We start from the raw sequence: 14,110 nt of genomic DNA, 5'->3' as shown, positions 1-14,110 counted from the left end.
TAAACTCTGGGGTGTAGGTTCGTTTGGTATGCAGCACGGCTAAGCCCTTTATACCTGAATGTTGATATTGGGCAATCCAACGCCTTAATGTGCGTTTAGACACGCTAAATGTACGACAGGTTAAAGAAAGGTTTTCCTCGTGTTGAAAGTAGAAATCTACCACTTGTTGTTTAAATGTTTGGTTATATTTAGTCATAAAAAATCTGCACCTTTGTCTGTTGGATAATAAGTCCAACTTTTGGGGTGCAGATCATTGCTATTACTGGCTTTATGAGTTATTGAGGAGTAATGTGATTTAGTGAAATGGTGGAGATAATCGGGATCGAACCGACGACCTTTTGAATGCCATTCAAACGCTCTCCCAACTGAGCTATATCCCCACGATTGATATGAAACGCTGCTAATATTAATGGTGCGCTGAATTGATGTCAACGAGATTTAATCAGAAACGGCAGATTTTCGTTTTTTTGCTTAAATCTCATACTTATCGAATTCCTTGATCATTAACCGCAGTTATTCTGTTTATCGCAATAAAAAACTGCACCTTATTCGGTGCAGTTTCGCTATTCAGAGTTTGCAATCAGAAATTAAGCCTGACCTTTAACCGCTTTTAATCCTAAGAACGGTGCCTTATCGCCTAATGCTTCTTCAATACGGATTAATTGGTTATATTTTGCAATACGGTCTGAACGGCTCATTGAACCAGTTTTGATTTGACCTGCTGCTGTACCAACCGCTAAATCTGCGATAGTTGCATCTTCGGTTTCACCTGAACGGTGAGAGATTACCGCAGTGTAACCGGCTTCTTTCGCCATACGAATCGCATTTAAAGTTTCAGTTAATGAACCGATTTGGTTGAATTTGATTAAGATTGAGTTAGCGATACCTTTTTCGATACCTTCTTTAAGGATCTTGGTGTTAGTTACGAATAAGTCATCACCAACAAGTTGGATTTTACCGCCAAGAACTTCTGTTTGGTATTTGAAGCCTTCCCAGTCAGATTCATCCTGACCATCTTCGATAGATTTGATTGGGTATTCTTCACAAAGTTTTTCAAGGTAGTGAGTGAATTCTTGAGAAGTGAATGATTTGCCTTCACCTTTCATTTCGTACATACCGGTTTCTTTGTTGTAGAATTCAGATGATGCACAGTCCATTGCTAAAGTTACATCTTTACCTAATACATAACCTGCTTTTTCCACTGCTTCTTTAATGCAAGCTAAAGCTTCTGCGTTAGATGCCAAGTTAGGTGCGAAACCACCTTCATCACCAACTGCTGTATTTAAACCTTTCGCTTTTAATACTTTCGCTAAGTTGTGGAACACTTCAGAACCGATACGAACTGCTTCACGTAAAGTTTTTGCACCTACCGGTTGAATCATAAATTCTTGAATATCAACGTTATTATCTGCGTGTTCACCACCATTGATGATGTTCATCATTGGTAATGGCATTGAATATTGACCTGGAGTACCGTTTAATTCAGCAATCCACGCATAAAGTGGTAAACCTTTAGATGCTGCTGCCGCTTTTGCATTAGCAAGAGAAACCGCAAGAATCGCATTCGCACCTAATTTAGATTTGTTTTCTGTGCCGTCTAAATCGATCATAATTTGGTCGATTTCAGCTTGTTGAGTTGCATCTTTACCTAATAAAGCCGGTGCAATAACATCATTGATGTTTGAAACTGCTTTTAATACACCTTTACCTAAATAACGTGATTTATCGCCATCACGCAATTCCAATGCTTCGCGTGAACCTGTTGATGCACCTGATGGAGCAGCTGCAAGACCAACGAAACCGCCTTCTAAATGCACTTCCGCTTCAACGGTTGGGTTACCACGAGAATCAATAATTTCACGGCCAAGAATTTTAACGATTTTTGCCATTTGTTTTTCCTCACATTTAAGTTAATTTTCAAAGATAGAAATCAAAAACCGCACTAATATTAAAACGATTTTGAAAATTTGTCTTGTAAAAAATGATGTGAACTTGATCACAATTAAGATTTTCTCACTCAACAAAAACAGCATCTCTTTTTTTACCGTCATCGGCGATTTTTAACATTTTTGACGCTTTTCTTGTATAATGGCGACAAAATCTCAAAATAAGCTCTTTTTAAGCGCAAATTTATGTATTTTACCCAAGCTTTTTTCACATTTAACGGCAGATTGAATCGACAGGGGTTCTGGATTGGCAGCGGTATTTGTGCCGCTTTCTTATTATTGGTTGCCAATTTATTGCCGGTTTCATTGCTGTTTCAGCAGCAAAGCGGTGCAATTTTCGCATTATTGCCATTATTATTGATCACATACTGTTGGCTGGCGATTATCGTGAAACGCTTGCACGACCGTGGTCGCTCCGCCAAAGCACTGGCAATTCTCCTAGCGCCGATCGGCTGTTTTTTGATTGCGCCTTATAGCCAAGGTTTTATGAAATTATTATTGGGGCAAATGTTTCCGATTTTTGTATTCGCTATGCTACTGATGGAATGGGGCGTATTTGTCGGGCAAGCACAAGCCAACCGTTACGGTGAGCAAGGTGAAACAATTCGATTTAAAAAAGGATAATGACAATGACAACGTTCAAACTCAATTACCATAAAACGCACTTTGTAATGAGTGCCGCTAATATTCGACAGCTTCCAGCCGATTCCGGCGTTGAAGTTGCCTTTGCCGGACGCTCCAATGCGGGGAAATCGACCGCATTAAACACATTGGCAAACCAAAAGAATTTAGCCAAAACCTCAAAAACCCCCGGACGTACGCAATTAATCAATCTTTTTGAAGTGAGCGAAAATTGTAAAATTATTGATTTGCCCGGTTATGGCTACGCCGCTGTGCCGGAAAAGGTGAAATTGCAATGGCAAAAATCGTTAGGTGAATATCTGCAACAACGCCAATGTTTAGGCGGCATGGTGATTTTGATGGATATTCGTCATCCGTTGAAAGATCTCGATCAACAGATGATTGAATGGGCGGTCAGTGCTGATTTGCCAATTCTCCTGCTGTTGACCAAAGCGGATAAAGTCAGCCAAAGTGAACGCAGTAAACAGGTGAGAATGGTGCGTGAAGCGATTTTACCATTTCAAGGCGACATTCAAGTTGAGGTATTTTCATCACAAAATCGATTAGGTGTGGATAAATTGGCTCAGAAACTGGATGAATGGTATTCAGTGAATAATGTTTAGCCATAAAAAAATTGTGCAACGTAGCTCGTTGCACAATCAAAAAATTACAGTAAAAATTAAGCTTTCACCGGAAAATCCCACCAAATATCAAATAATTCACTTACTTCCACTTGTTGCAATCCGTTATTTTCCAACCAAGATTTAACAAGTTCACGTTGGCTTTCATCACATTTGCCGATTTTTTCCAAACAAACCAAGCCTTCCCAATGTAAGTAGCCGCTGCCTTCGTAAGCAAGCCCGTTAGGTTTAATCACTTCATTGATAAAGCGATCGACTGTTTGATCAATCTCCTCAACGGAAGTGTTTTCTGCAAATTGCCAATTTACTAAAAATCCCAATTCTTGGAATTCTGCAATGTGCATTTTTTTACGCTGTCTGCGATTACGTTGATACGCCATATTTTCTCCTCAGTTACTGGTTTTTAATCATTCAACTAAAACATTTATCTCTTAACAAAATAGAGATCCCAAACGCCGTGACCAAGCCGATGCCCGCGTTGTTCAAATTTGGTTAAAGGGCGAAAATCCGGACGTGGAATGAAATCATTTGTTGCTGAAGTATTGGTTAAGCCCTGTTCCTGACGCAAAACTTCCAACATCTGTTCCGCATAATTTTCCCAATCGGTCGCCATATGAATAAAACCGCCGCTTTTCAATTTTTGCATCACCAACTTAACAAATTGCGGTTGTACAATGCGGCGTTTATGATGTTTGGCTTTATGCCACGGATCAGGGAAAAATAGCTGTAATCCGGACAAACTTTGATCCGGAATATTATCTTGCAAAATTTCAATCGCATCGTGGCAAATCACGCGCAAATTATGCACCTGCTGTTCAAGCGCATAAGCGATACAAGCTCCTACTCCGGGCGTATGCACTTCAATGCCGATGTAATTATTATTTGGGTTCTGCTTCGCCATTTCTACCAACGAACGCCCCATTCCAAAACCGATTTCCAAAATCACCGGCTGATCGTTGTTAAAAATCTTTTTAAAATCAAAGTGATCTGCTTGATGTTCTAAACCGAATTCCGCCCAATTATCATTCATTGCTCTTTTTTGAGCCTCACTTAAGCGACCGGTTCTTAACACAAAACTGCGCACTTTACGCTTATAACGCCCATCTTCGGTAAATTCTGCAGTATTGACGGCTTTGCGTTTTTGCTCCGCAAGATCATTTAAATTATTCTGTTGCATAAATCCTAGAATATAGAGTGATAGTTAAGAAAAACTGCCCTATTTTACCTGATAATCTGCCAATTTTGTGATGTTTTAATTATTTTGCTTGTGCTAAACTCGCCTCCTTAATTTTTGAAGAGGTATATCCAATGTGGCAAGCCCAATCAACGCCCGAAGCACCTTTTGCATCCACTGTACTGCACTGGTATCAAAAATATGGGCGAAAAACATTGCCGTGGCAACAAAATAAATCACTCTACGGTGTTTGGCTGTCTGAAATTATGTTGCAACAAACACAAGTCACCACCGTCATTCCCTATTTCCAGCAATTTATTCAGCGTTTTCCAACCATTACTGAATTGGCAAATACGCCGATAGACGAAGTTCTACATCTTTGGACCGGGTTAGGCTATTACGCACGAGCCAGAAATTTACACAAAGCGGCACAACAAATTCGCGATCAACATCAAGGCGAATTTCCAACACAATTTGAACAGGTGTTGGCGCTGCCGGGCGTTGGTTTAAGCACCGCAGGTGCGATTCTCTCATCTTGTTTGGATGCCCCTTTCCCTATTTTAGACGGCAACGTTAAACGGGTTTTATCCCGTTGTTTTGCGATTGACGGCTGGCCGGGCGAAAAATCGGTAGAAACAAAATTATGGCAATTAAGTGCCGAAGTTACACCGAAAACGCAAGTTACTGAATTTAATCAAGCAATGATGGATATTGGTGCAATGGTCTGCACGCGCAGCAAACCGAAATGCAGTTTATGTCCGCTACAACAGCAATGTACCGCCGGGAAAGCGCAAAGTTGGGCAAATTATCCCGGTAAAAAGCCGAAAAAAACCTTGCCTGTGCGAGAACGTTATTTTTTATTATTTGTCCAACAGGGAAAAGTTTTACTGCAACAACGGCCGCATCACGGTCTATGGGGTGGGTTATACTGTTTTCCCGAAGTGGAAACTGAAGCGGAATATCAACACATTTTGCAACAATGTCATTGGCAATTATTGGAGCGGCTGACTACATTTCGTCATACTTTCAGCCATTTCCATTTGGATATTCACCCGATAGTGGTAACAAATAACTCAACATCAACATTAGCAGTAAAAAATGTTGCGGAAACGGTGGCAAAATATGGGCAAACAGTACAAAACAACAACGAATATTGGTATGATTTAGCCGATTTTTCGCCAGCTAAAATTGGTTTGGCAACACCTGTAAAGAACTTATTAATGCAGTTAAAAGCAATTTTTAATATAAGAAGTAATGAGGACTAATAGTTATGGCAAGAACTGTTTTCTGCGAATATTTACAAAAAGAAGCCGAAGGATTGGATTTTCAACTCTATCCCGGTGAATTAGGAAAACGTATTTTCAACTCAATCAGCAAACAAGCTTGGTCAGAATGGCTCAAAAAACAGACAATGCTGGTAAATGAAAAAAAACTCAATATGATGAATCCGGAACATCGCAAATTGCTGGAACAGGAAATGGTGAATTTTTTATTTGAAGGCAAAGATGTTCATATCGAAGGCTATGTTCCCCCTTCAAAGTAAGCAAAATGAAGATTAAACACTATTTTATTATGACCACAGTGGCTCTGTTTTTAGCCGGCTGTGGTTCTTCTTATGATAGCGACAGCATTGATTACGATGATGCCTTTGCGAAAGATACTCGAGCATTGGATATTCTAACCGGTCAGTTCTCCCACAATATCGACCGGATTTGGGGAGTAAATGAATTGCTGGTCGCCAGCCGTAAAGATTACGTTAAATATACCGACAAATACTACACCCGTAGCCACGTCAGTTTTGATGAAGGTGTGATTACCATTGAATCACAAACCAGTTTGGCACGCTTAAAAAATGCCATTGTGCATACGTTATTGATGGGCTCAGATGCAAACGGTATCGACCTTTTTGCCGATGGAGATGTGCCGATCAGTTCCCGACCGTTCCTTCTCGGGCAGGTTATTGACCACAGAGGTTCCAACATTCCGAATGTTGCCGTTGCCTCTGATTTCGCCGATTATTTAATTAATAACAAGCTACAAAGTCGCCGTTTAAGCAACGGACATATCGTGCAATTTGTCGTGATTCCAATGATTGCCAACCACGTTGCGATTCGTGCGCAAAAATATTTGCCGTTTATCCGCAAAGCTGCTCGTCATTACAACATTGATGAAAGCCTTATTCTCGGTATTATGCAAACAGAATCCAGTTTCAACCCTTATGCGATCAGTTATGCCAACGCAATGGGCTTGATGCAGGTGGTGCCGCACACTGCCGGACGTGATGTATTCCGAATGAAAGGGAAAAGCGGACTACCTTCTAAGAAATACCTATTCGATCCGTTTAAAAATATTGATGCCGGTGTTTCTTATTTGTGGCTGCTACAAAATAAATATTTGGTAGGCATTACCGATCCGACTTCACGCCGTTTTGCCGTAATTTCGGCTTATAACGGTGGTGCCGGAGCTGTGTTACGTATTTTTGATGATGATAAAGATGTTGCAGTTAATAAGATTAATCGCTTATTACCTGAACAAGTTTATCGAATTTTGACAACAAAACACCCTTCAGCACAAGCAAGAAACTACTTGATCAAGGTGGATAAAGCGCAAAAAAGTTATCGAGTTATTCGTTAAAACCGGCTAATTTTTGCGTGGTTGCGTATTAATTTTGTGCGTTTTGCATAGAAAAACGGCTAACGTGAGAAAAAAAGAAAATTTTTTCAAAATAGTGGTTGACTTGAAACACAAAAAAACGTTTAATACGCACCACCAAGACGTTGCCCAGATAGCTCAGTCGGTAGAGCAGGGGATTGAAAATCCCCGTGTCGGTGGTTCGATTCCGCCTCTGGGCACCACTATTCCTCCTTAGTTCAGTCGGTAGAACGGTGGACTGTTAATCCATATGTCGCTGGTTCAAGTCCAGCAGGAGGAGCCAAATTCCAGAAGGCTGTTACAATTCATTTTGTAACAGCCTTTAATTTTTTCCAAATCAAGACAAATTGATAACTTTCAAAAAATAGCGAACAGTGATATATTTTGCCACCTGTTTGCCATCATATTTATCAATTAACGAGTAAAGGTTTCTCGCTGTTATGGTCAATTATGCGGATTTAGCACTTGCACTGGCAGGCGTTTGCCAATCAGCAAAATTAGTTCAACAACTCGCTCATCAAGGACGAACCAATCAACAGGATCTGTTGGTTACACTACAAACATTATTAGTGACACAACCAAAAGAAATCCTCGATATCTATGGCGGTAAACTGGAAAACTTGAAGTTAGGTTTAACCACACTACTTGAACAACTTAACGGCCAACAAGGACGATTGGATGCAGAATTAAGCCGTTACTGGCTCAGTTTGTTGGCATTGGAACATAAACTCAATGATAATGCCGATAACAAGCAACAACTTGCCGAAAGGGTAAAATATTTGCCGACTCAACTCACATTCCACGATGGATTGACTGAAAGCTCAATGTTGGCGGTGTTAGCCGGTATTTATACCGATCTCATCAGCCCGTTAGGTGCGAAGATTCAAGTAAAAGGGTTACCGACTTATTTGCAACAACCAGATATCCAAAATCAAATCCGAGCTTGCTTACTGGCTGGTATCCGCTCTGCTGTATTATGGCGGCAGGTCGGTGGTTCAAAATGGAAATTGCTCTTTTTCAGGAAGAAGCTGGTACAAGCCGCCCAACAACTCTATTCATCCCTTTAAATAACGGAGTGATTCAATGCAATTCAATGCTTTAACCGCACTTTCCCCGCTTGATGGACGTTACCAAAGCAAAACTGATGCACTACGTCCAATCTTTAGCGAATATGGTTTATTACGATTCAGAGTAACCGTTGAAGTTCGTTGGTTACAAAAATTAGCTGAAACCACAGCAATTCAGGAAGTTCCCCTTTTATCAAAAAAAGCAATCGATTACTTAAACGATATTATTGCCAATTTTGACGTACAAGATGCACAACGCATTAAAGAGATCGAGGCAACCACAAATCACGATGTCAAAGCGGTTGAATATTTCTTAAAAGAAAAATGCCAAGCCTTACCTGAACTCGCCGCAATCAGCGAATTTATTCACTTCGCCTGCACATCGGAAGATATTAACAACCTTTCTCACGCCTTAATGTTAAAAACTGCGCGTGAAGAGTTTATTCTCCCGGAATGGAAAAAATTAATTAATGAAATCAGTAAATTAGCTGAAGCCTACAAAACAATCCCGTTACTTTCCCGTACTCACGGACAACCTGCATCACCAACAACAGTCGGCAAAGAAATGGTAAATGTGGCATATCGTTTACAACGCCAATATCAACAACTGCAAAAAGCAGAAATTTTAGGGAAAATTAACGGCGCTGTCGGTAACTATAATGCCCATCTTTCCGCTTATCCGAATGTGGATTGGCACCTATTCAGCCAACAATTTGTGCAAAGTTTAGGCATTGACTGGAACCCATATACCACTCAGATCGAACCGCACGATTATATTGCTGAATTTTTTGATTGTATTGTTCGCTTCAACACTATCATCATTGACTTTAACCGTGATATTTGGGGTTATATCGCCTTAAACCACTTCAAGCAACGAACCATCGCCGGCGAAATCGGCTCTTCAACAATGCCTCATAAAGTCAACCCGATTGATTTTGAAAACTCAGAAGGCAATCTCGGCGTGGCGAATGCATTAATGACCCATCTTGCACAAAAACTGCCGGTTTCCCGTTGGCAACGTGACCTTACCGATTCCACAGTATTACGTAACCTTGGCGTAGGGTTAGGTTATTGTGCTATTGCTTATGCATCTACACTCAAAGGCATCAGCAAATTGGAAGTGAATGAAGCGCATTTATTGGCTGAACTCGATCAAAACTGGGAAGTCTTGGCTGAACCGATCCAAACCGTAATGCGCCGTTACGGCATTGAAAAACCATACGAAAAACTGAAAGAATTGACTCGCGGCAAACGCGTGGATCAACAAACAATGCAACAATTCATTGATGGCTTAGCTATCCCTGAAGAAGAAAAGGCACGTTTAAAACAACTCACCCCGGCAACCTATATCGGTGCCGCAATTCAATTAGTCGAAGCGTTTTAAACCGATAATCACAATAAAACCAAACTAGGATTAGTTTGGTTTTATTAGTATTGGATGGCTTATCATAATAAGAAAGGATACGCCAGCCGTATCCTTTCTACTCTTTATTCTGTTTTAGCTCACTATTGCTCAATTAATGGCTAAGTTTATATGCCACTAAATCTTCAATAGTAACCACCGGATAGCCTTGAGCTAAAGCAAATTTAACAATTTCCGGTGCTCTTGCCATTGTGCCGTCATCATTGGTGATTTCACAAATCACACCGGCGCGTTTAAAACCTGCCATTTCAGCTAAATCCACAGAAGCCTCTGTGTGACCACGGCGACCCAAAACCCCTTTATCATTAGCACGTAATGGGAAAATATGCCCCGGACGATGTAAATCGCTCGGTTTAGCATTATCTGCCACCGCCGCTTTTACTGTGGTAACACGATCCTGAGCAGAAACACCGGTAGTGACGCCTTCTGCCGCTTCAATGGTGATGGTAAATGCAGTGCGATTAACGCTGGTGTTATGTTCAACCATTGGCGGTAAATCAAGTTTTTTGCACAATTCATCCGTAATGCAAAGGCACACAATACCGCTGCCATAACGAATTAATTTCGCCATCTGTTCTTTTGTAATTGTTTCCGCCGGATAGATCAAATCGCCTTCATTTTCACGATCTTCATCATCCAACACTAAAACGCCTTTGCCCTGTTTTAAAGCAGAAATTGCATTAAGAACACGTTGTTCCGGCGTACCGAATTGAGAAAGAATTGACTGATTCATAGTAATTTCCTTTGTTAATTTAATATTTTTCGCTACTAGAATCAGGGCTTGAGGGAAATACGGCAAACACATTATCAAAATAATGCGTTTTTAAACGTGGTTTAAAAGCGTGCAACGTGCGTCAACTTAGCGTCTACGTTAACACACTTATCACAACGATACCGCGATTCTCTACCATCCAGACTATAACTGTCGGCTTTGGATTTTCACCAAATCTGCTGACTTCGTAAAAAATACGAACGCTCGTGGGCTTACTTTCGCTTACCACCGGTGGGGAATTCCGCCCCGCCCTGAGAATGCGAGGAAAAGTATAAAAGAAAAACAGATACTTGCCTAGTAAAATTCTGTTTTTTCCCCTACAATTAGCCAAGAAAAAATGAATGGGGTGTGTATGTTAAATCCAAAAAAAATAGAAGAGATTATTCAACAAGTCCAAAACAACTTACCACAAGGCATTAAAGATATCGGTAACGATGTTGAATCAAAATTAAAACAAGTTTTACAGGCGCAATTAGCCAAACTTGATGTTGTAACACGTGAAGAATTCGATGTACAAACTCAGGTTTTATTGCGCACTCGTGAAAAATTAACCGCTTTAGAAGCCAGAGTTGACGCCTTATTGCAACAACAAAATGATGTTGTACCAAAATAATCTTATCGTTTTAAATAAAACACAGTAATCATTACTTAACCTTTTCGGTCAATGATAAATTGTATTATCTGTTGAGAAAGAAAAGAGATAACAATAAATAAATCGTTTTAGCGCATAAGTTGTTTCAGCGCTGGATTTCAACTTTCTGATATTTTATTGATGCAGTGGGGCATCTACCAACATCTAAGGTGCAGAAAATGACTGATTTTCTTTATTTACAACAAAAACGCAAACAATTGGGGATGAAGGTTGCGGAAGTATGCGAAAAAGCACAAGTAACTCGCGCTTACTATAATCAACTTGTCGGCGGTAAAATTCAAAATCCGAGTGCCAAAAAATTAAATGCCATTCATCACGCTTTGCAAATCACTGATACACCAAATAAACAAGTTGGCGTTATTTTTGGCAAATTTTACCCCGTCCACACCGGTCATATAAATATGATTTATGAAGCCTTCAGTAAGGTGGATGAATTGCATATCGTTGTTTGCAGCGACACAGAACGTGACTTAAAACTTTACTACGACAGTAAAATGAAGAAAATGCCGACTGTGCAGGATCGTCTACGTTGGATGCAACAGATCTTTAAATATCAGCAAAAACAAATCTTTATCCATAACTTAATTGAGGATGGTATTCCCTCTTATCCGAATGGTTGGCCGGCGTGGTCAGATCGTGTGAAGGCATTATTCAGCGATAAACATTTTAATCCAAGTGTGGTTTTCACCAGTGAACCGCAAGATAAAGAGCCTTACGAAAAATATTTGCATTTAGATGTTGTGTTGGTTGATCCGGAGCGTACATTTTTTAATGTTTCTGCCACCAAAATCCGCACCCATCCATTCCAATATTGGAAATTTATCCCGAAAGAAGTGCGTCCATTCTTTGCCAAAACTATTGCGATTTTAGGCGGAGAAAGCAGTGGTAAAAGCGTGTTGGTGAATAAATTATCCGCCGTTTTCAACACCACTTCTGCGTGGGAATATGGTCGGGAATTTGTCTTTGAAAAACTGGGGGGTAACGAGCAGGCAATGCAATATTCCGATTACCCTTTGATGGCATTGGGGCATCAGCGCTATGTTGACTACGCCTTACGGCACGCACACAAAGTGGCATTTATCGATACCGACTTCATCACTACGCAAGCATTCTGTATTCAATATGAAGGGAAAGCACACCCATTCTTAGATTCAATGATTAAAGAATATCCATTTGATGTTACTATCTTATTGAATAATAACACAAAATGGGTTGATGACGGTATGCGCAGCTTAGGTTCGCCACAACAGCGACAACGCTTCCAGCAATTATTGAAAAAACTGTTGGAAAAATACAATATCCCTTATATCGAAATTGAATCACCAAGTTATTTAGAGCGTTATGCCCAAGTGAAAAGAATTGTGGAACGCATCTTAAATGACGAATCGGTTTATGACACCGTTGAGCATAAGGAGAAATAGAGCTTAATGTTGTTATTCGCCGGCGATCCCCACGGTTCATTTGACCACCTTTATCCGTTTATTCAGGATAATCAATCCGTTTCGTTGATTATCTTGGGAGATCTGCAACTTACCGACTGTCGTGAGCTGGATAAGTTAGCGCATTATTGCGACCTCTGGTTTATTCACGGCAATCACGACAGCAAAACTCCGGCAGCATTTGAAGCCATCTGGGGCAGCGAATGGAAAAGCCGAAATCTGCACGGTCGGGTTGCGGAAATTGAAGGCGTGAGAGTTGCCGGATTAGGCGGCGTTTTCCGCGGTCAAATCTGGATGCCGCCGAATAAACCGCTGTTTTTTGATCCGATTCACTATTGCCAATACTGTTCGCAAGAAAAAATTTGGCAAGGCGGTTTGCCATTGCGTCATCGTAGCTCCATCTTCCCTTCTGATTTTGAACTGTTGGAACAGCAAAAAGCGGATATTCTTATCTGTCACGAAGCGCCGAAACCCCATCCCTCCGGTTTTGCCGTGATTAATCAGCTTGCAGAAAAAATGGGTGTAAAAAAAATTTTTCACGGACATCACCACGATAATTTTAATTACTCGGCACTTAAAACTCGCCCTCGCCCCTATCAAATTTTCAATATCGGTTTTCGTAGTTTAAGCGATGCGGAAGGGAAATATTTGTTGATCGGCGTAGATGATAGGAAAAAATAGTGCTTGTGGCTTCACAATTAACACAAGCACTGTTTATTATGCTTTACTTAATATGACCTTGGTCAAGATGAACCATATCAATTTGCCTATTTGGCATTACTTCAAAGGCTTGACCAAAACCTTTCACAAACAGCCCTTGTTCCGGAATCAAATGAAACAGCGAAAAATCTTGAAACTTCACCAGTTCCGACATAATGTTGCCATGTCGTTGTTGCAATAATTGTGTTCCTACTACCCATTTTTCACTGTCTTTGACAACTTCCTCAACTTTCGCCATTGCACTAAAACGACGGCGGGCAAAAAATTACAGATCGCAGTATCCAGTTAAACTATAGTCTTAATCCTAACTCCAAATATATCGATACCCAATTTACACTCTATCACAACAACACAAAAGAGTTAGAAGATCAAATAGATAATGATCTACATGACACAACAAAATTCTCGACTTGGGGCTTTAACTTACAAAACAACAGTGCATTTGATTACATCACATTAACCTATGGGGTTGATTATTATCAAGATAAAGCAAAAACATTTAGACAAACCAATCAAACGGAAGCCGGCTTATTCCGCCCTAATAATTATAATGCTCAATCAGATGTAGTTGGTACTTATTTATTAAGCTATATTCCAATGTTTAATTGTTGACATCCTCCCCACCATAAAGGACGGGGATTCCTACTAGCTCCCACACTTTTTGTGCGGGCTACTCTCGGTGGGTTCTTGTTGCTGACCTCTCAATGAAGTTCACTTCACAAGCTCTACGGGCATGTCCTGCCCTGACATTTTATTACGCGTGGACGATAGCTCGCCCACGCCCCAATACGTTTAACGCTCCAACCACATCCGCATTTTCTGTGTAGCCACATTCTACACACTCAAAATTAGCCTGTGTTTGGCGATTTTCTTTTNCTACATGACCACAACAAGGGCAAGTTCGGCTGGTATTTTGCGCTGGCACTGCCACTAAAAATCCGCCTTGCCATTGCGTTTTGTAGTCCAACTGACGGCGAAACTCAAACCAAGATTGATCTAATAT

Annotated in this window: 17 protein-coding genes, 3 tRNA genes and 1 riboswitch; of the genes, 12 read left to right on the top strand and 8 right to left on the bottom strand. The window is 40.6% G+C overall.

From position 1 onward, the window contains the following. From A3EO_RS13195 to eno, 3 genes are all read right to left on the bottom strand, one after another. A partial coding sequence (locus A3EO_RS13195) for a helix-turn-helix domain-containing protein (RefSeq protein WP_080638291.1) occupies positions 1-196 on the bottom strand: 196 nt, incomplete at its 3' end. A 108-nt stretch (positions 197-304) separates the two neighbouring features. Continuing rightward, positions 305-380, bottom strand: a tRNA-Ala gene (locus A3EO_RS0109535). Positions 381-587: 207 nt separating this feature from the next. Continuing rightward, positions 588-1,889: a phosphopyruvate hydratase gene (gene eno / locus A3EO_RS0109530; RefSeq protein ID WP_018346965.1), complete on the bottom strand. Its 1,302-nt coding sequence runs from the start codon at positions 1,887-1,889 to the stop codon at positions 588-590. A gap of 243 nt (positions 1,890-2,132) precedes the next feature. Between eno and A3EO_RS0109525 the strand changes: the two genes are divergently transcribed. Beyond that, positions 2,133-2,570 carry a DUF805 domain-containing protein gene (locus tag A3EO_RS0109525; protein WP_018346964.1) on the top strand — a complete coding sequence of 146 codons (438 nt, stop codon included), beginning with the start codon at positions 2,133-2,135 and terminating at the stop codon, positions 2,568-2,570. A 5-nt stretch (positions 2,571-2,575) separates the two neighbouring features. Continuing rightward, the gene (gene yihA / locus A3EO_RS0109520) at positions 2,576-3,190 is read left to right on the top strand and encodes a ribosome biogenesis GTP-binding protein YihA/YsxC (RefSeq protein WP_018346963.1); all 615 of its coding nucleotides are present in this window, start codon (positions 2,576-2,578) and stop codon (positions 3,188-3,190) included. A gap of 56 nt (positions 3,191-3,246) precedes the next feature. On the opposite strand, the gene A3EO_RS0109515 is transcribed toward yihA, so the two are convergent. Both A3EO_RS0109515 and trmB read right to left on the bottom strand, forming a co-directional pair. Beyond that, positions 3,247-3,588, bottom strand: a complete 342-nt coding sequence (locus tag A3EO_RS0109515; protein WP_013746083.1) for a YggL family protein — start codon at positions 3,586-3,588, stop codon at positions 3,247-3,249. 44 nt (positions 3,589-3,632) lie between these two features. Then, a complete protein-coding gene (gene trmB, locus A3EO_RS0109510; protein WP_018346962.1) occupies positions 3,633-4,385 on the bottom strand; it encodes a tRNA (guanosine(46)-N7)-methyltransferase TrmB in 753 nt (250 codons plus the stop codon). 131 nt (positions 4,386-4,516) lie between these two features. Here trmB and mutY point away from each other — a divergent pair, with 131 nt between their 5' ends. The 7 genes from mutY (at position 4,517) to purB (ending at position 9,485) form a co-directional block, all read left to right on the top strand. Then, the gene (gene mutY / locus A3EO_RS0109505; RefSeq protein ID WP_018346961.1) at positions 4,517-5,647 is read left to right on the top strand and encodes an A/G-specific adenine glycosylase; all 1,131 of its coding nucleotides are present in this window, start codon (positions 4,517-4,519) and stop codon (positions 5,645-5,647) included. Between the two features lie 5 nt (positions 5,648-5,652). Continuing rightward, complete coding sequence (locus A3EO_RS0109500) at positions 5,653-5,925, top strand: oxidative damage protection protein (RefSeq protein ID WP_013746080.1); 273 nt, start codon at positions 5,653-5,655, stop codon at positions 5,923-5,925. Positions 5,926-5,936: 11 nt separating this feature from the next. After that, complete coding sequence (gene mltC / locus A3EO_RS0109495) at positions 5,937-7,016, top strand: membrane-bound lytic murein transglycosylase MltC (protein WP_026211095.1); 1,080 nt, start codon at positions 5,937-5,939, stop codon at positions 7,014-7,016. Positions 7,017-7,161: 145 nt separating this feature from the next. Then, positions 7,162-7,237, top strand: a tRNA-Phe gene (locus tag A3EO_RS0109490). 4 nt (positions 7,238-7,241) lie between these two features. After that, a tRNA-Asn gene (locus A3EO_RS0109485) sits at positions 7,242-7,317 on the top strand. A 157-nt stretch (positions 7,318-7,474) separates the two neighbouring features. Beyond that, on the top strand, positions 7,475-8,101 hold the full coding sequence (gene hflD, locus A3EO_RS0109480; protein ID WP_013746078.1) for a high frequency lysogenization protein HflD: 627 nt from the start codon (positions 7,475-7,477) through the stop codon (positions 8,099-8,101). 16 nt (positions 8,102-8,117) lie between these two features. Then, complete coding sequence (gene purB, locus A3EO_RS0109475; RefSeq protein ID WP_018346960.1) at positions 8,118-9,485, top strand: adenylosuccinate lyase; 1,368 nt, start codon at positions 8,118-8,120, stop codon at positions 9,483-9,485. Positions 9,486-9,618: 133 nt separating this feature from the next. Here the strand turns inward: purB and ribB are convergent, their stop codons facing one another. Continuing rightward, positions 9,619-10,257: a 3,4-dihydroxy-2-butanone-4-phosphate synthase gene (ribB, locus tag A3EO_RS0109470; protein WP_013746072.1), complete on the bottom strand. Its 639-nt coding sequence runs from the start codon at positions 10,255-10,257 to the stop codon at positions 9,619-9,621. 162 nt (positions 10,258-10,419) lie between these two features. Beyond that, a riboswitch (FMN riboswitch) is annotated at positions 10,420-10,559 on the bottom strand. An 89-nt stretch (positions 10,560-10,648) separates the two neighbouring features. On the opposite strand from ribB, the gene ubiK reads away from it, so the two are divergent. The 3 genes from ubiK (at position 10,649) to A3EO_RS0109455 (ending at position 13,068) form a co-directional block, all read left to right on the top strand. After that, positions 10,649-10,909, top strand: coding sequence for a ubiquinone biosynthesis accessory factor UbiK (ubiK, locus tag A3EO_RS0109465; protein WP_018346959.1), 261 nt, complete (start codon positions 10,649-10,651; stop codon positions 10,907-10,909). 197 nt (positions 10,910-11,106) lie between these two features. Further along, a complete protein-coding gene (gene nadR, locus A3EO_RS0109460; protein WP_018346958.1) occupies positions 11,107-12,369 on the top strand; it encodes a multifunctional transcriptional regulator/nicotinamide-nucleotide adenylyltransferase/ribosylnicotinamide kinase NadR in 1,263 nt (420 codons plus the stop codon). Positions 12,370-12,375: 6 nt separating this feature from the next. Then, a complete protein-coding gene (locus A3EO_RS0109455) occupies positions 12,376-13,068 on the top strand; it encodes a metallophosphoesterase family protein (RefSeq protein WP_013746069.1) in 693 nt (230 codons plus the stop codon). Between the two features lie 43 nt (positions 13,069-13,111). On the opposite strand, the gene A3EO_RS0109450 is transcribed toward A3EO_RS0109455, so the two are convergent. Both A3EO_RS0109450 and A3EO_RS12890 read right to left on the bottom strand, forming a co-directional pair. Then, complete coding sequence (locus A3EO_RS0109450) at positions 13,112-13,345, bottom strand: heme iron utilization protein (protein ID WP_013746068.1); 234 nt, start codon at positions 13,343-13,345, stop codon at positions 13,112-13,114. Positions 13,346-13,861: 516 nt separating this feature from the next. Next, the coding region (locus tag A3EO_RS12890) for an RNA-guided endonuclease InsQ/TnpB family protein (RefSeq protein ID WP_018346957.1) at positions 13,862-14,110 on the bottom strand (249 nt) is incomplete at its 5' end.

Source organism: Gallibacterium anatis DSM 16844 = F 149 (assembly GCF_000379785.1).
Lineage (GTDB): Bacteria > Pseudomonadota > Gammaproteobacteria > Enterobacterales > Pasteurellaceae > Gallibacterium > Gallibacterium anatis.
Note: the sequence above shows the minus strand (reverse complement) of the source record. Positions and strands in the feature narration are given on the sequence as shown.